This is a genomic window from Chryseobacterium sp. ISL-6, assembly GCF_018613715.1.
Taxonomy (GTDB): Bacteria; Bacteroidota; Bacteroidia; order Flavobacteriales; family Weeksellaceae; genus Chryseobacterium; species Chryseobacterium paludis.
Map to the genome: position 1 here is coordinate 148,257 of NZ_JAGGPT010000006.1, position 16,595 is coordinate 164,851.

At 34.8% G+C, this 16,595-nt stretch carries 13 protein-coding genes; 9 read left to right on the plus strand and 4 right to left on the minus strand.

Features of this window, described 5'->3' with window-relative positions:
• Window positions 1–42: 42 nt before the first annotated feature.
• Complete coding sequence (locus J7E44_RS11415; RefSeq protein WP_214829558.1) at window positions 43–1,011, plus strand: ROK family protein; 969 nt, start codon at window positions 43–45, stop codon at window positions 1,009–1,011.
• Between the two features lie 394 nt (window positions 1,012–1,405).
• A complete protein-coding gene (gene msrA, locus J7E44_RS11420; protein WP_214829560.1) occupies window positions 1,406–1,966 on the plus strand; it encodes a peptide-methionine (S)-S-oxide reductase MsrA in 561 nt (186 codons plus the stop codon).
• Window positions 1,967–2,026: 60 nt separating this feature from the next.
• Here msrA and J7E44_RS11425 read toward each other — a convergent pair whose 3' ends face one another.
• Together J7E44_RS11425 and J7E44_RS11430 are read right to left on the minus strand one after the other, a co-directional pair.
• Window positions 2,027–3,793, minus strand: a complete 1,767-nt coding sequence (locus tag J7E44_RS11425) for a RagB/SusD family nutrient uptake outer membrane protein (protein ID WP_214829569.1) — start codon at window positions 3,791–3,793, stop codon at window positions 2,027–2,029.
• A gap of 18 nt (window positions 3,794–3,811) precedes the next feature.
• Window positions 3,812–6,856: a SusC/RagA family TonB-linked outer membrane protein gene (locus J7E44_RS11430; RefSeq protein ID WP_214829571.1), complete on the minus strand. Its 3,045-nt coding sequence runs from the start codon at window positions 6,854–6,856 to the stop codon at window positions 3,812–3,814.
• A gap of 325 nt (window positions 6,857–7,181) precedes the next feature.
• Between J7E44_RS11430 and J7E44_RS11435 the strand changes: the two genes are divergently transcribed.
• Window positions 7,182–8,249, plus strand: a complete 1,068-nt coding sequence (locus tag J7E44_RS11435; RefSeq protein ID WP_214829573.1) for a phosphatidylinositol-specific phospholipase C1-like protein — start codon at window positions 7,182–7,184, stop codon at window positions 8,247–8,249.
• Between the two features lie 143 nt (window positions 8,250–8,392).
• On the opposite strand, the gene J7E44_RS11440 is transcribed toward J7E44_RS11435, so the two are convergent.
• On the minus strand, window positions 8,393–10,189 hold the full coding sequence (locus tag J7E44_RS11440) for a metallophosphoesterase family protein (RefSeq protein WP_214829575.1): 1,797 nt from the start codon (window positions 10,187–10,189) through the stop codon (window positions 8,393–8,395).
• An 82-nt stretch (window positions 10,190–10,271) separates the two neighbouring features.
• Complete coding sequence (locus J7E44_RS11445) at window positions 10,272–11,039, minus strand: hypothetical protein (RefSeq protein WP_214829576.1); 768 nt, start codon at window positions 11,037–11,039, stop codon at window positions 10,272–10,274.
• A gap of 383 nt (window positions 11,040–11,422) precedes the next feature.
• Between J7E44_RS11445 and J7E44_RS11450 the strand changes: the two genes are divergently transcribed.
• From J7E44_RS11450 to J7E44_RS11475, 6 genes are all read left to right on the plus strand, one after another.
• Window positions 11,423–11,626, plus strand: a complete 204-nt coding sequence (locus tag J7E44_RS11450) for a hypothetical protein (protein ID WP_214829578.1) — start codon at window positions 11,423–11,425, stop codon at window positions 11,624–11,626.
• A gap of 65 nt (window positions 11,627–11,691) precedes the next feature.
• Complete coding sequence (locus J7E44_RS11455) at window positions 11,692–13,353, plus strand: tetratricopeptide repeat-containing sensor histidine kinase (protein ID WP_214829580.1); 1,662 nt, start codon at window positions 11,692–11,694, stop codon at window positions 13,351–13,353.
• 10 nt (window positions 13,354–13,363) lie between these two features.
• Entirely contained in the window at window positions 13,364–14,026 is a 663-nt protein-coding gene (locus tag J7E44_RS11460) for a DUF5932 domain-containing protein (RefSeq protein ID WP_214829587.1), read from the plus strand.
• 112 nt (window positions 14,027–14,138) lie between these two features.
• Entirely contained in the window at window positions 14,139–14,804 is a 666-nt protein-coding gene (locus J7E44_RS11465; protein WP_214829590.1) for a response regulator, read from the plus strand.
• A 368-nt stretch (window positions 14,805–15,172) separates the two neighbouring features.
• Complete coding sequence (locus J7E44_RS11470; protein ID WP_214829592.1) at window positions 15,173–15,511, plus strand: YegP family protein; 339 nt, start codon at window positions 15,173–15,175, stop codon at window positions 15,509–15,511.
• Between the two features lie 6 nt (window positions 15,512–15,517).
• Window positions 15,518–16,588, plus strand: a complete 1,071-nt coding sequence (locus tag J7E44_RS11475) for a type I restriction endonuclease (RefSeq protein ID WP_214829594.1) — start codon at window positions 15,518–15,520, stop codon at window positions 16,586–16,588.
• Window positions 16,589–16,595: the final 7 nt, after the last annotated feature.

Sequence of the window (16,595 nt, forward strand, 5' to 3'; positions counted from 1 at the left end):
TCTTTTTTATAATTTTAACCCTTTAGAATTATAAAAATAGAAATGTCATTAATAGATTTATCAAAACATGTTGCCCTAGGAATTGACATAGGGGGAACCACTACAAAATTTGGAGTGGTCAACCACCGAGGTGAGGTTCTTGAAAAAGGAAACCTTAGAACGGACGAGTATGAGAAAGTTGAAGATTTTATCGATGCTTTATATGAGAAAGTTCACCCCTTAGTTGAAAAGTACGGCAATGAAAAGAACTTCGATGGAATTGGCGTTGGCGCTCCCAATGGGAATTATTATACAGGAACCATAGAGCAGGCACCCAACTTACCATGGAAAGGAGTAATTCCTTTTGGTGAATTGATGAAAAACAAATTCAATATGCCGTGTACTGTTACCAATGATGCTAATGCAGCAGCATTTGGTGAAATGCTTTTCGGAGCAGCACGCGGAATGAAGGATTTCATCATGATCACTTTAGGAACAGGAGTAGGAAGCGGAATTGTTGCGAGTGGAAAATTAATCTACGGACATGATGGTTTTGCTGGAGAACTGGGACACACTATTGTAAAACCAGGAGGAAGAAAACATTGGAGTACGGGTTCTGAAGGATGTTTAGAAGCGTATGCTTCTGCAACCGGAATTGCCATTACTGCTAAGAAAATGAGGGCAGAATTCCCTGAATCTATGCTTAGCCAGTACCCAGAGGAAGCTATTAATTCGAAAACAGTTCATGAATGTGCTTTAAAAGGAGATCCAATCGCGATTGAAGTCTTCAGATATACAGGGCAGAAATTAGGGGAAGCATTAGCTAACTTTGTGATGTTCTCTTCTCCGGAAGCTATTCTTTTATTTGGTGGCGTTATCAAGGCAGGAGATTTTATCTTAAAGCCTACAAAACTTCATATGGAAAGAAACCTTCTTCCGATCTTTAGAAATAAAGTAAAACTTGTTTTCAGTGAACTTGATGAAGCAGATGCTGCTATTTTAGGAGCAAGTGCTTTGGTTTGGGAAAAATAACTGAATTCTATTTAAATATATTAAAGCATCCAAAAGGATGCTTTTTTTGCCCACGGATTTACACGGAATTACACGGATGTTTTAGTGCTCGCAGATTTTGGTGATGCTGCAGATGTTTGTGTTTATTATTTGTGTTCATTCGTGAAAAACATTTGTGCTATTTGTTTTTAAACTCAAAAAGTATGTTTCGAGAGAGTCTCAGCCTACAGATATAATAACTACTGAAGGTCAAACGTCATTAATTCTATTCGTAAAACATTCTATTTTTTCGTCGATAAAAGGAGAAAAATTCAGGTATAAAATGAAAAAGTTTTTCCTATTTTTGATTAGTTTTTCACTCATTTCCTTCAACGGATAAGAGAAGAAAAACAACGAACAAAATAATTAATCTAAAATGGATAAAAATAATTTAGAACAGATCACTTTTGGAGGCGGATGCTTCTGGTGTGTGGAAAGCTGTTTCAATATGCTGAAGGGTGTTGAATCTGCTGTTTCAGGATATTCAGGAGGACACAAAGACAATCCAACTTATGAAGAAGTATGTACCGGAGAAACGGGTCATGCAGAAGTCGTACAGATCACTTATGATCCAAGCATAATTTCCTATGAGCAATTAATGGATGTTTTCTTCTTCCTTCATGATCCAACTCAGTTAAACAGGCAGGGAAATGATATCGGAACACAATACCGGTCAGTTATTTACTATAAGGATGATGCTGAAAAAGCAAAGGCGGAAGAAGCGATCAAGGCATCTCAGGAATCAGGAAGATGGTCTGGAGAATATGTAACAGAATTAACGAAATTCGACACATTTTGGCCGGCAGAACAATATCATCAGGGATATTACAATGAAAACCCTACACAACCTTATTGCAGTGCTGTGGTGGGCCCTAAAATTCAGAAATTCAAAAAACATTTTGGAGAATTGAAGATGTTGACTGTCGATTCAGAATAAAAAATAAAGCGAAGATCTCTCTTCGCTTTTTTGCTTAAAAATAATCTGATATGAAGAAACTTAATATCCTTGATTTTGTGTGAAGTCTGCCGAAGCATCAAGCGTTGCCTGAGGAATCGGGAAAATTCTTCTGTAAGGTTGTGAAGCGGGTTTTGCAGTTCCCGGCAAATCAAACTTACCGAATCTGATCATTGCCTTTCTTCTGTACATTTCCCAATACAATTCAAATCCAGATTCTCTTAATAATGTATCCGCATCCAAAGAAGCAATCTTAACACCAGGTGTATTTCCTTTTAAAGCGTCATTCGTTCTGCTTGTTCTCAGTATATTAACATCAGCCAAAGCTGCACTAACATTTGATTTTCTGAAATATGCCTCCGCTCTCATCATATAGATCGTACCTAATCTGTACAACGGCACATCCATTCCACTTGTTCCGTTGTTTCCGTAACCAGGATCAAATTCAAACTTGAAAACCCTTACTCCCCTGTTGATCTGAGCCTGAGTAAATACAGATTCTGAAGGGCTGTCAAAGTTCAATTCCGGAGTGAAATCTGCTGCTAACGTTGTGTTTTTTTCAGTAAATAATTTAAATACTTTAATTCTTCCATCAGCAGTCATATCGAAATTTCCATTCGCAAGAATTTTCGGACCATATTGTTGGCCAACCTGCAACCCCCTGTTGAAATGGAACCAAGGTTTTCCTGTTCCTTCCACTTTACTTGTTGATGGTACGCTTACGTCTGTTCCGTCGTTTCTGAACCATGTTCCGTCTTCATACTGATAGGTTCTCTGGAAACGAGGGTCATCATGATTTCCATTCCATGAATAATAAAATTCCGGAGTGACACAATTTGCGTTTGTTCCTCTATTATCAGGTGAAGGTTTCTGAATTCTCTCCATTGACATGTAAGCTAAGTCATTGTCTGAACCTTTATCTGAATTCGCAATTTTCTTCTGAACGATCGTAAAGATCATTTCCTTACTCGTATTATTATTGATATCAAAATTGTGGAAATAATTAGACTCTAAACTGAAGTTCGGATTATTGATTAACAAATTAGAATATTCAATCACTTTATCCATATCATTTCCGCCGCCATTTACAGCTGGTTCCAAAAAGGTAAAATTACTTGTCGTTCTATTCTTCAAAACAGCTCTGTTGAGATACATATCTGCCAAAAGTGCATAAGCTGCCTGTTTTGTAAATCTTCCTGCATGTGTATTTTGAGTATTAATATCCGCTAAATTGGGAATAAGGCCCTCCACTTCAGTAATTAAAGCATCAATGGTCGTTTCTGCCTTTCTGATCTGAATTGGAGCATTGATATTATCCGGATCCCTGTATGGTGCCTGCCCAAACAAATCAATCGTTGTATAGGTGTAATACGCCAATAAACCTTTTGCTTCTGCTAAAAATAATGCTTTATTCGCTCCGGTACTTTTGCTGGCACTTGATATGGCCGTTAAAGACTTTGTAATTCCGAAATTCAATTGATTCCAGGTTGTTTTTACAACATCACTATTGGCATCCCAGGTGAATTCGTGCATCGCTCTCCATTTTCCACCATCGCCCCAGTCACTTCCTCTTGTTGGCAACAGTGCTTCGTCAGTAGAATATTCCTGCAAAGCAAAAACACTTCCATGGTCTACAAAAGTTCCTTCCCCAAGCTGGCTATAAGCAGCAGCCAAAGCAGCTTCAGAATCTGCAACTTCAGATCCCAAAACCTCATCAATCACTTGTTCATCCAGATTTGTACATCCAACTAAAGCCAGTACACCAATGGATAAAACAATTTTATTAATATTTAAAAATTTAGATTTCATGATTTCTTTTAACTTAAATTAAAATTTAACAGTTGCTCCCAAAATGAACGTTTTCGCAGACGGATACGTTGTATAGTCAATTCCCAAAGACTGGTTTCCTCCCACCTGTTTGTTTGTATCAACAAGTGGATCATAACCCGTATAGCTGGTAATTGTAAATAAATTCTGCGCGCTTATATAAAGATTGATACTTCTCAGGAATTTTAATTGATTTATATCAAAAGTATATCCTAATCTTACATTGTTCAGACGAAGAAAGTCTGACTTCTCAAGATATAAAGAAGATAATTGCGGCTGGTTCGTGAAGTTAGCTCCCGAATCGTAGAAGTTTTTCAGAACGTTTCTGTCTGAAGCTAAGTTGTTGATATTTAAATCCAACGCCGTATTATTTACCAGATAACCTCCTGTTTGTCCGATGAAAGAGAAAGAAAAATCAAACTTCTTATATTTCATGTAAGAATTGATCCCGAAAGTGAAATTCGGAATAGCTCCTTCGAAAATCTTTCTGTCATTCTGATCGATTCTTCCATCTGCATTAATATCTTCATAGATATATTTTCCGTTGGCATCAACCCCTAAATAATTGTACATATAAAAAGATCCTGCTTCATATCCATTTTTATAGATATTGGCAGTAACTCCAGAAAGTCCTGGACCAGAAACCTCTCCCGAATAAATTGCGGAAACAGGAAGATCTTTTACAACATTATTTACTGTTGCTCCATTGACATCAAAATTCCATGTGAAATTTTCATTTTTAATAATTTCTGAACCTAAAGAGAATTCAAAACCTTTATTCACGATCTGTGCATCAACATTTTTCCATACTGTACTTGTTGGACTTAATGGTCTTGAAGGAATATTTAAGATAGGATCTTTTGTTGTTTTGTTGTAATATTCCAATGATCCATATAATTTATTTTTCAATAAACTGAAATCTGCACCAATATTGGTTTGCTCTACGACCTCCCATTTCAGATCAGGATTTACAGTTCTGTTTATCGAAACGCCGTTGATCAAATCTAAATTTGGATATAAATAATACCCTGCAGCCTGTGTCAACGAAGAGCTCGCCTGTGTAATTTTGTTCGGAACTTCTTGGTTACCGGTTTGTCCCCAACTTCCTCTTAATTTTAATTCGTTAATGAATTGAGAATCTTTTAAGAAATTTTCATTAGACATCGTCCAACCCACAGCTACGGAAGGGAAATATCCGTATTTGTTGTTCTTTCCGAAACGTGTAGAACCATCGGCTCTTAATGAAGCAGTCAGTAAATATTTTTTATCAAAATTGTAATTTACTCTGCCGAAATACGACTGTAATTCATTCTCCTGAGCATAGCCCGCTCCCGGAACGAATGCTGTTCCCGAATATCCCGGATTAATTTCCGGAGCAATTCCAGCTCCCTGAGCTGCAATATCTTTTACTCCAAAATAAGTGCCTGTAGATTTGAATTTTTGATAAGAAAAACCACCTAACACACTAAAATTATTCTTGTTTAAACTAAAATCATATGTTAAATAATGTTCCAAAAGCACATTATAAGAGTCAAGATTGGCCTGAACATACATTCCTTTTGGTGTTCTGTCGGTAACGTTCGGATACATGGTTGTATTTCTTTCCGACATTGTCTTATCAATCCCTAAATTGAATTTATAATTTAATCCCGGTAAAATTCTCAATGTAGCTTCCGTATTCCCCAACACTCTGAATGTATTGGTTTTATCATTATAAACACTCAATAAATACAAAGGATTATAGTGGGCGTTCATATTGAAGTTGGTGTAATTTCCGTTTTCATCATACACAGAACGTGTGGGATTTGCCATCAAAGCATGGATAATCACCTGACCATCAGATCCTGCATTTCCACCGTTCGGAATTCCCGTTTCCCTGATGTCACTCGCCGTAAGATTTACTTTAACCTTTAATCTTTTATTATCAAAAAAAGATTCTTCTGCATTCAAACGGGCTGTCGTTCTTTTGAAACTACTATTCAGCACAATACCATCTTGATCCATGTGAGAAATGGATGCAAAATAGTTCCCTGTTTCCGTGGCTTTTGAGAATGAAACCGAGTGATTTGACGAAACTGCATTTCTGTAAATTTCATCCTGCCAGTCTGTATTTCCACCATGGTCATACAATTTATTGATTCCCGCGCCTCTATATTGATCCGCTGTTAACAGGTCCAATTTCTTTATAACAGAAGAAAAACCTAAATACGTATCATACGTAAACATGGGCTCACCCTTTTTTCCTCTTTTTGTGGTTACCAAAACAACACCATTTGAACCTCTCGCCCCGTAAATAGCCGCAGCAGAAGCATCTTTCAAAACAGTAATTGATTCAATATCACTGGTATTTAAAAAGTTCAACGGATTTTTTGCCCCAGCATTTCCTAAACCAACGTTCGGACTTGCTGCGCTTACCGCATCATTACTTAAAGGAACACCATCTACAACGAATAAAGGTGTACTTCCACTTCTGATGGATCCAATACCCCTGATAGAAACATTAACACCAGCTCCAGGTTCCCCACTCGATTGAACAATACGAACACCGGCAATTTTCCCCTGCATCAAGTTATCAACAGAAATATTCATTCCTTCTTTGAAATTTTCAGCTTTCAACTGGCTTACAGCACCCGTTAAATCTGATTTTTTCTGAGAACCATAACCTACTAAAGTAACTTCTTCAATAGAAGTAGCTCCCTTCTTAGATTTTAAATTAACCGAAATAGTAGTGCTTGAAATTTTGGTTTTTTGAACTTCATATCCATCATAAGAAATGGATAAGGTCTGCCCAATGGAGGCCGAAATAGTAAAATTTCCCGAAGCATCAGATGTAGCAGTAGCTCCTGTTTCTATAACAGTAATTTTTGCACCTTCTATTGCTGACCCCTCCTGATCCAGAACGATTCCGGATATTGTCTCATTCACCTGCGAGTAAACAGGGCTAATTCTAGTAAATCCTTCTGCATGAGCCTGATTGGCAACCAGAAAGATTAATGCTATTGGAATTAGCTTTTTAAATTTAAAAAAATTAATTTTGTGGTACATATCATTAAGTAATTGTAATAAACATTGCTTATTAAAAAGCCGCTGTTGTTCCCGCAACAGTGGTTTTTTATCTACTCTTTACACAGCTTATTTTCGGCATACAAAGTAAATTGATTTCCTCAGAAACTATTTTAACATAATATTATCTTAAGATCAACAAAATATAAATATCTCAAAATGAGAAAATAATATTCATCTAGTTATCAGCAAATTACAAACACTGAATTTTGACTTATTTACACAATCTTAAAACATTATTAATATAATATGTAACCCACAACAAATAACGACTCGTTAATTTCGCCATAACAAAATTGATTCAAAAATGATAAAGATTTCTACTGTACTTCTTTGCTTATCTCCACTGCATTTAATATGGTCACAAACTAAGGATTTAAATCACCTAAAGATTAATGAAATCCAGGTTATCGGTTCACATAACAGCTATAAAAAAGCAATTCTTCCTGAGGTTTATTCCTACCTGGCTAAGAAAGATTCTTTACATGCCTTACCCAGAATTCAATATGAACATATCGCAATACCGAAGCAATTGGATTTAGGATTACGTAATCTTGAAATCGATGTGTACGCTGACAGCAAGGGCGGAAAGTATGCTCATCCTAAAATTTTAGATCTGGTAAAGACAGTGCAACCTTTCGATCAGGAAGGAAAAATGAAAAAGCCGGGATATAAAATGATCCATATCACAGATATCGATTATCAGACCTGGTATTATACATTAGCGGATTGTTTGAAAGACCTGAAAAAATGGTCTGATGCACATCCAGATCACGACCCTATATTCATCACACTGGAACCTAAAGACGGTAAAGCCAATAGATTTGGAACCGAGCCTGAGCATTATACATCAAAACTCTTTGACGATCTTGACAATGAATTAAAAAATTATTTAGGAAAGAATAAAATCATAACTCCAGATGATATCCGCGGTTCTTACAAAACTTTAAATGAAGCTGTTCTCCATAAGAACTGGCCTAAAGTAAAGGATGCCAAAGGAAAATTTCTTTTTGTGATGGATAACAATGGAGAAAACAGAGATCTATATATAAAAGGCCATCCTTCATTAAAAGAGAGAATGATTTTCACCAATTCGGCTCCTGGAACTCCTGAATCAGCAGTATTATTTATGAACGATCCAAGTCCAAAAATCAACGAACTGGTACAGCAAGGCTATATCATTCGCACGAGAGCAGATGCTGATACAATGGAAGCACGAAGTGAAGATTACTCACGGTTTGAAAAAGCCAAAGAAAGTGGTGCACAAGTGATCTCTACAGATTATTATCAGCCAAGTAAATTGTTCAAATCAAATTATAAGGTCAGTTTTGAAAACAACACCTATGAAAGAAAAAATCCAATAAACGGACAATAACTACACACGTTTTCATTCATATCAAAGGGGAAAGGCAGTCTTATTATAAGGTTGCTTTTCTTTTTCTATAATTTGACCGATGATTATGTTTAAAAAAACGGCTTTATTCACTAAACCTGCGAGACATCAAGAATTAAAAACATCTACAACCTTTTTATCTTCTGCTCCTTTAAGTCAATTTCAAAATGATCTGCCGGATCCCCATTAGACAGCAAAGATAGAATTTTAAAAATGGCTTTCAATCGTACAACAAAAGGATCATTTGACTTATTGAGTTCAAAGGATTTAATCAAAGTTCGATACTGCTGTAATCTTTCTTTTGGAATATCCTTCTTAGCTAGTTCATCAGCAGATTGGAATTTATACAGATCAAGTAGTAGGTCTTCAAAACCCCATTTCTGGAATGAATCAATATTAATTATCTTTTGGGTCGATTCCGTCTTTGAATTTTGTGAAAGCAAAAACAAGTCTTTTCCGCTTAAAAGTTTTCCCCTTTCAATAAAATCGTTAGGCCAGTCATCAGGAATCATTCGCAAGCGAACCAGCTCTTTCAAATGGAATAGCATAAAATCATGATAGGATTTCGTCTTCAGAATATCCCTATTCCATAGATTGATATTTTTAGTTTTTTGCAATGCTTCATATTCTTTTTCATACAACGGAAATAGCTCGTCAAAACGGGGAACATTATTTAAAACTTCTGTCTGAACCTCCATTTTATTCTGAGAATGAATGGTAAGAACTTTATAGCTTGGTAAATAAGCGGCTAACGAAGGAACCTGAACATTCACCAGCATTTTATCTCCCTCTTTTCGTATCCCTGTGTCATTGATATGCATATGTCCGGCAAAATGAATTTGCAACCCTGCATCTAAGAATGCTTTTGCAACTTCCTCTTCTGGAACTCTTTCCAGCTGCCATTTCTTTTCACCTAAAAGCTTCTTGATTTCATTCGTTGCCCCATCATTAAAATCGATCATTGGATAATGTGTAAAAGCAATTAATGTTTTATTATTTTTTTTAGCTTCAGCAGCAACCTGTTTAACCCATTGAATTAAATGCTGCTTATGGGTCAGGACATTATTATATCCAATACTTGCTCCTTTGTAATTACCTGCATCTTTGGGGTTATGATTAAGATCTTTAGGAATATAGGTATTTCCATCAATCGCAATCATCCAGACTCCTTTTATTGGTTCCACTACATAGCTCAGATCCGGAACTGAAAAATCTTTGGAAACTTCATACATCCTATTTGAGTATTCAGCATAATGTTGTGCGTTAGAATAGGAATAATTGGAATAAGAATGACTATCAAAAGGAGTACTCCAATATATATTCTCTTTATCAGGATAAAATCCGAAATCTTTTAATTCGTCCAAAATTTCAATATATCCAGACTCAGCAATATCTTTAGTAATAATGTGATTCTTCGTTTTTATTAAATCTTTTTTACTGTAAATCCCCAACAGAGATCCGTCTTCTGCCAAAAAATCATCCTTTCCACCATCCTGACGAAATGGACCAACCGGATCGTGATTACCAGTGGTTAAATAAAAATGAATTCCATATTTCTTACGATATTGATCCAAAATCTGATGCAGTCCACGTAAATTATAAGCCTGTCCATCATCCGAGAAATCTCCGGGCATAGCAATGATCTTAATTCCTTTAGCCGCAATATCATCCAAAGCCTTTAAAAAAGCAAAATAATTTTCATTAAAAATTCTGGTAGAATGCAACTGAGAATCCATTGTTCTAAGGATAGTTGGTTTTCCGGTTTTAGGATTAACAATTCCTTGAAAGTCATTATCCGAAAAACTTCCATACAAATCCTGGAAATGCACATCAGAAAGAAAAGCAATTTGCACCGGCTTTTGCTGGGCAGATAAACAAGTGAAAGCAAAAACTAAGGTGGAGAAAATTCCTTTTTTAAACATGGTAAAAAATAACCCGAAAATTAAGGGATTATTTTAGGTATTGCTTTAAGGGAACTTTAAATAATTGTGACATATAGTCTATCTATTTCACACCAGCGTAAAAATCTACCATATGTTCACTTACTTTTCTTAATTCTTTCCCATTCTCTGGATTTATTCCATCCATAGTAAAAAACTCTACCTTATTGTTATATTTTGAATACCACGCCTTGCCAATAGCATTTTCTACGGTTAAAGTATCTGGTCTTGTTATTTTCTTAAAGTTTTTATATACATTTTTATCCATTGCTACTACATCGAATTTAGGACTTACATAAGTGCTGTCAGTACCTACATATCTTTCTCCATTCCAATACATATATTTATTCTCACCAAGCCCTCCGCCATAAGCTAAGCCAGCAACAAGAGTTAAAATCATTGCTCCTATTCCCATCCCGTTTTTAGCCAATTGTGGCACATTAAAAATAGGAGTGTTGGTAATATTTATAATTATTTTAGAAAGCTTCTCTGAAAGAGAATCTTCATCTTGATCAATCTTAAGTTCTATTTTCGTTTCTCCTTTATCTTTCTCAATTAGAACATTTGTACAAAAATCTTCGAAATTATTATATCCTACATACCAGCTTAATTGATCAAGCGTAATTTCATCTATATCATAATCTCTATTGTCTTTTATTAATCTTTTATGATATCTGACAAAAGTTCTTACATCCTTAGAAGAACCAAACTTCCCTTCTAATTCAAAGGTTAGATAAGTTAAAATAGAAACATCGCTGCACTTGGTTCTATTGAGTTCTTTTTTTGCTTTTTCGTATGCTTTTTTTAGCAGCAATTTTTTCTTCTCATACATGGATTTAGTTTAAAGGGGTTATTGGTGTCTAAGTTAGACAAAACTAAGACAATAAAATTGCGGATTCCCGTAAAAAACAACAACTTACAACCTTTCACCTGTCCTTCTTCTGTCTAGGAATGACACCTACTTCTGTCTTTACTTTGTCCTCAGAGATTAGCAAGAATAAACAATAAAACAGAAAATTCAAAAAGCCTTATCTCTAAATCACCTGATAAAACGGAAGAAAACTCCGGGTTGGGAAGCAGATGTTTCTCTTCCGTTTTTGAAGGTTCTACTTCCCTAAAAAATTAAGAAGCGCTTCGAAATTTTAACCGTGTACAGCCTGTGGAAAAATCCGTGGGAGGAAGAAAAACAGTCAAAAACTTCAAAATTTTAAGGAAATGATCCAATTTATATTAATGCTACTAGGTTTAGCATTCTCAAATAATAACACAAATACAGCAGCATGTCATAATAACCCAACACAAATTACAACACAAACAAGTAGTGATCCAGGTGAGGGATTAGATCCGGGAGACGGAGGTCCTGGTGGAGGTACTACAGGAGATACCGGCCAAACACCTCCTCCATTTACAAACCCTTAATAATCAGAAAGGACAGATTGCATAAATCTGTCCTTTTTTCTTACTTTGCATGATAAACTAATACTATGAAAAATATATTATTTCTAATAATATCACTGATTCTATTTTCATGCTCAAGAGAGGAGCCTGTATCAAAAAAATTAAAAGAAGAAAACTTATTTTATAAAAAGGCAAGAAAATTTAGAGACACCAAAATCAGTGACTCTGCATTTTACTATTATACTCTAGCAAAGGATGAATATGTAAAAAATAATGATTCACTAAGAATTGGACAGTCTTTGGTAAACATGGCAATTATCGAAACATCAAAAGGTGACTTTTATGGTTCAATAGAGACCTGTCTGGAAGCAAATAAGTTTTTTACTAATATCAAAGACAGTACAACAAGAAGAGATTTGGCTTCTAGTTTTAACAATATGGGTATAGCATCTGGTTATATGTACAATTATGACCATGCTATTATTTTTTACAAAAATGCCATTCGTTATGCAATTAATAATGAAACAAAATATACCTATTATAATAATATAGCTGTTGCTTTATTGAAAAAGAATGATTCTAAACATGCTATTAATTATCTTACAGAGGCCATTTTAACCAAAAATGACACAGAATACGCTAGAGCCCTGAATAATTTTGCCAAAGCAAAATTTATGGAAGACAAGAATTACAATCCTCTTCCCGAGTTTTATAAAGCACTAGAAATAAGAAAAAAAAATAATGATTTAGATGGCCTGAATTCGAGCTATTATACACTATCTGAATATTTTAAAGATATTGATAAAAATAAGGCGCTTTTTTATACTGGGAAAATGTTAGAAACTGCAACTGCACTAAAAAGCCCTGAAGATAAACTACAGGCATTAATTAAGCTCATCGAGCTTAATACTAATAATATTTCACTATACTTCAAAAAGTACCAATCTCTTAACGATAGCCTTCTCATTGCACGAAATAGAGCTAAAAATCAATTCGCTTACTTTCGCTATGGAATTGAAAAAGAAAAAGCAGAAAACTTGGGCTTAAAAGCTGATGCCATAGTAAGAGAAAGTCACATTTTACAAAAGAACTATCTTTTGGGTGCTCTAGTTTCAGTTTTAATTATTCTTACAATTTGGTATCGAAAAAGACAAATAAGACTACGACAAGAAAACGAACTAAAAATAAAAGAAAACCAGCTCAAAATTTCCAAAAAAGTACACGACGTAGTTGCCAATGGCATCTACCAGGTTATGACCAAAATAGAAAATCAGGACAGTTTTAATAAAAATGAAGCACTTGATGAACTCGAATTTGTCTATGAAAAATCCAGAGATATTTCCTACGATAAAATTGGAGAAGAAAAAGAATTCAGTAGAGTAATTTCAGAACTTATTGCCTCCTTTAATAATGAAAGCGTAAAAACCTTTACAGCAGGAAACAGCCCTACGATTTGGGAATTCGTCTCTCCTATAGTAAAAGAAGAGGTTTACCAGATGCTTCGTGAGCTGATGGTGAATATGAGAAAGCATAGCCAAGCCACTCATGTTGCCATTAAATTTGAAAAAATAAACAATGTCATTGAAATTCAATACAAAGACAATGGAATAGGAATTTCCGGAGATCTTGTTTATAAAAATGGGTTACGAAATGCGGCATCCCGTATTGAGGCTATTAACGGAACTATTACTTTTGACACAAAAATTGAAAAAGGGCTGAAGGTCAATCTTTCATTCCCTGTTTCCTAATCATATAACCATGTTCAAAAAAGTTTTAATCGTTGAAGATCAAGAAATAATGAACCAGGGAATACTGAATACAGTAAAAGAATTAAATATCCCTGAGTTTGATTATGTAACATATTGTGATGAAGCTTTAGGCAGGATCAGTACAGCTTTAGAAAGAGAAAACCCTTATGATCTGCTTATTGCTGATCTATCGTTTGATAAAGACCATATTTCCCAGAAACTTCATTCCGGACAGGAACTTATTTTTGAAGCGAAAAAGATTCAGCCCGATTTAAAAGTAGTTGTATTTTCAGTAGAAAAGAAAGCAAAAACAATTGATGATCTTTATAAAATATATCAGATCGATGGATTTGTAAGCAAGGCAAGACATGATGGAAAAGACTTGAAAAGTACAATACGAAAAATTTTTCATGGAGAGACTGTAGTTCCACAAGAAGTTCTGAATATGATGCGCCATATTTCTTCTGAGTTTAACGAGTATGATCTCAAATTGCTTGAATTGCTTGCCAAAGGTCACAAACAAAATGAAATAAGTCTCTACCTAAAAGAACATAAAATGCCACCATACGGCATTAGATCTATTGAAAAGAGATTAAATGAACTTCGAGACATTATCGGTGCAAAAAATAATATTGAAATGATTGTAATTTGCAAAGATATTGGCCTTATCTGATCACATTTTTTTGAAAATATCTTCCCCTGTTACGGGGAACCGTAATGATGAAAAAATAAATGAATATACTTTTGAGGTCTTAACCTAGTTTCTTTAATTAAATCACATAACCATGTTTAAAAAAGTTTTAATTGCCGAAGACCATGAAAGCATTAATATTTCCGTCCAGAAAACCCTTGAGGATCTTAATATTCCCAAAGTCGATTATGTATACTATTGTGATGATGCCATAGGAAAAATACGGAAAGCTTTACGAGAAGAACATCCTTACGATTTGTTGATTACAGATCTTTATTATGAGGAGGATCATCATGAACAGAATCTTAAAGACGGAAAAGACCTCATCGGAAAAGCAAAAGAGATACAGCCTAATTTGAAAGTAATCGTATTTTCAGCGGAACATAAAACGGGAGTTATAGAAAATCTTTTTTCAAACTACCAAATTAATGGTTATGTACGTAAAGCCAGAAACGATTCAAAAGATTTAAAAAAATCTATTGCAGCAGTTTATATAGGAGAAAACTATTTATCTTTTGATCTGAAACAGGATATGAAAAAGTTCAATAACTATGAGTTTTCTACGTTTGACATTACGCTTATTTCCCTCCTTTCTAAAGGAGTCTTACAGAAAAACATTCCTATACATCTCGAGGAGAGAAATTTAAAACCCTCCAGCCTGAGTAGCGTTGAGAAAAGATTAAACAGTCTAAAAGAAGATCTCGAAATAAACAGTAACGAACAGCTTGTAGCCTTCTGCAAGGATATCGGAATAATATAAAACAATTCATTTTACTTACAACCTTTCAAAAAATTTGAAAGGTTTTTTTATTTTTTGCTCGTTTTACGGAAACCCGTAATAGACCAAAATTTAATGCTCATATTTTTGAAGTGTTAAATCAAACAATTTGTTATGAAAAAAGAATACTACATTAATAAGAATCAGCAGCCTAATGGAGATTATGAAGTGCATGAAAGTTCATGCCGATTCTTGTCATCTCTTGAAAATAGAATTTATTTGGGCAATTTTTACTCCTGCCAAGAAGCGGTAAATGAAGCGAAAAGATTATTTCCAGTCCAAAGAAATAATATCAACGGCTGCTATTACTGTTCAAATGCGTGTCACACAAGTTAATAAATAAAGCAATCATGGGAAAATTCGTAATCACTCAAAGAATTAATAATGAGTATCAGTTCAATCTTAAAGCCGGAAACGGAGAAATTATTTTAACCAGCGAAGGTTATGTTCAGAAAGCATCCTGTCAGAAGGGAATAGAATCCGTAAAAGTCAATTCTCATGATGATTCAAGATATGACAGAAGAGTGGCTGTAAATGGTAAAGACTATTTCGTTTTAAAAGCCAGAAATGGAGAGATTATTGGAAAAAGTCAGTTATACAGCTCAAAAACAGGAATGGAAAGTGGCATCCATTCTGTAAAATCCAACGCTCCAACAGCAGAAATTATTGACGAAACGCTTAAAAACTAAAAACCAATGGACCTTAAAATTAAACTTGAACAGTTACACCAGAAAGTGGTGGGATTAAAAGATCAGATAAGTACTGAAGAAGCAACTAAAAACGCTTTTGTCATGCCCTTTATACAAATTCTAGGATATGACATTTTCAATCCTACAGAAGTTATTCCGGAACACATCTGTGATATTGGAACTAAAAAGGGTGAAAAAGTAGATTATGTCATCAAACACAATGACAATCCTATTTTCATTATAGAGTGTAAACACTGGAAGGAAAGTGCAGATGCTCACAATTCGCAGCTTCACAGATATTATCACGTTTCAAAAACAAGATTTGGTGTTTTAACTAATGGTATAGTTTACAATTTTTACACTGATTTGGAGAAGCCTAATATTATGGATGAAAAACCGTTTTTCACTATTAATATTGAAGATCTAAAAGACAGTTCGATTAAAATTCTTGAAAGCTTTACGAAGAAAGATTATAATTTGGAAAGTATTCTTGATTCCGCAGAAGCATTAAAGTACATCAAAGCCATAAGAAAGGAATTCGAAAAAGAGATTGAGAATCCGTCTGATGAATTGGTAAAACTGTTAGTGAACCGCTTCTTCGAAAAGCCTTTAACAGCCAACAGAATGATTTCTTTCAAGGAATACGCCAAGAAAGCTTTGACAACGTCAATCAATGAATCCATAAGCTTTAGGCTTAAATCTGCACTGAGCATCAACGAACAAATTGAAAAACAGGATGAAACGGTAAAAACTTCCCAGTCTATTGATGAGAACAATGACTCGAAAATTGTTACAACAGACGAAGAACTGGAAGCTTTCCAAATTGTTAAAGCCATTTTAAGAGAAAAAATACCTTCTGCCAGAATTGCCCACAGAGATACACTGTCCTATTTCGGTGTCTTACTCGATGATAATAACCGAAAGCCCCTCTGCAGATTTCATTTTAATACAGCAAATAAATACCTGGAGACATTTCACAATGGCAAAGAAGCAGGTGAAAAGGTTCTGCTAACTAACCTTGATGAAATTTATAATTACAAATCTGAACTTCATAAAACACTGGAAGCTTATTCTTAAAACTAAA

Bases quoted from the DNA above. Each gene is read 5' to 3' on its own strand.
- J7E44_RS11415 (WP_214829558.1), top strand. From the start codon at position 43: ATGTCATTAATAGATTTATCAAAACATGTTGCCCTAGGAATTGACATA.
- msrA (WP_214829560.1), top strand. From the start codon at position 1,406: ATGGATAAAAATAATTTAGAACAGATCACTTTTGGAGGCGGATGCTTC.
- J7E44_RS11425 (WP_214829569.1), bottom strand. From the start codon at position 3,793: ATGAAATCTAAATTTTTAAATATTAATAAAATTGTTTTATCCATTGGT.
- J7E44_RS11430 (WP_214829571.1), bottom strand. From the start codon at position 6,856: ATGTACCACAAAATTAATTTTTTTAAATTTAAAAAGCTAATTCCAATA.
- J7E44_RS11435 (WP_214829573.1), top strand. From the start codon at position 7,182: ATGATAAAGATTTCTACTGTACTTCTTTGCTTATCTCCACTGCATTTA.
- J7E44_RS11440 (WP_214829575.1), bottom strand. From the start codon at position 10,189: ATGTTTAAAAAAGGAATTTTCTCCACCTTAGTTTTTGCTTTCACTTGT.
- J7E44_RS11445 (WP_214829576.1), bottom strand. From the start codon at position 11,039: ATGTATGAGAAGAAAAAATTGCTGCTAAAAAAAGCATACGAAAAAGCA.
- J7E44_RS11450 (WP_214829578.1), top strand. From the start codon at position 11,423: ATGATCCAATTTATATTAATGCTACTAGGTTTAGCATTCTCAAATAAT.
- J7E44_RS11455 (WP_214829580.1), top strand. From the start codon at position 11,692: ATGAAAAATATATTATTTCTAATAATATCACTGATTCTATTTTCATGC.
- J7E44_RS11460 (WP_214829587.1), top strand. From the start codon at position 13,364: ATGTTCAAAAAAGTTTTAATCGTTGAAGATCAAGAAATAATGAACCAG.
- J7E44_RS11465 (WP_214829590.1), top strand. From the start codon at position 14,139: ATGTTTAAAAAAGTTTTAATTGCCGAAGACCATGAAAGCATTAATATT.
- J7E44_RS11470 (WP_214829592.1), top strand. From the start codon at position 15,173: ATGGGAAAATTCGTAATCACTCAAAGAATTAATAATGAGTATCAGTTC.
- J7E44_RS11475 (WP_214829594.1), top strand. From the start codon at position 15,518: ATGGACCTTAAAATTAAACTTGAACAGTTACACCAGAAAGTGGTGGGA.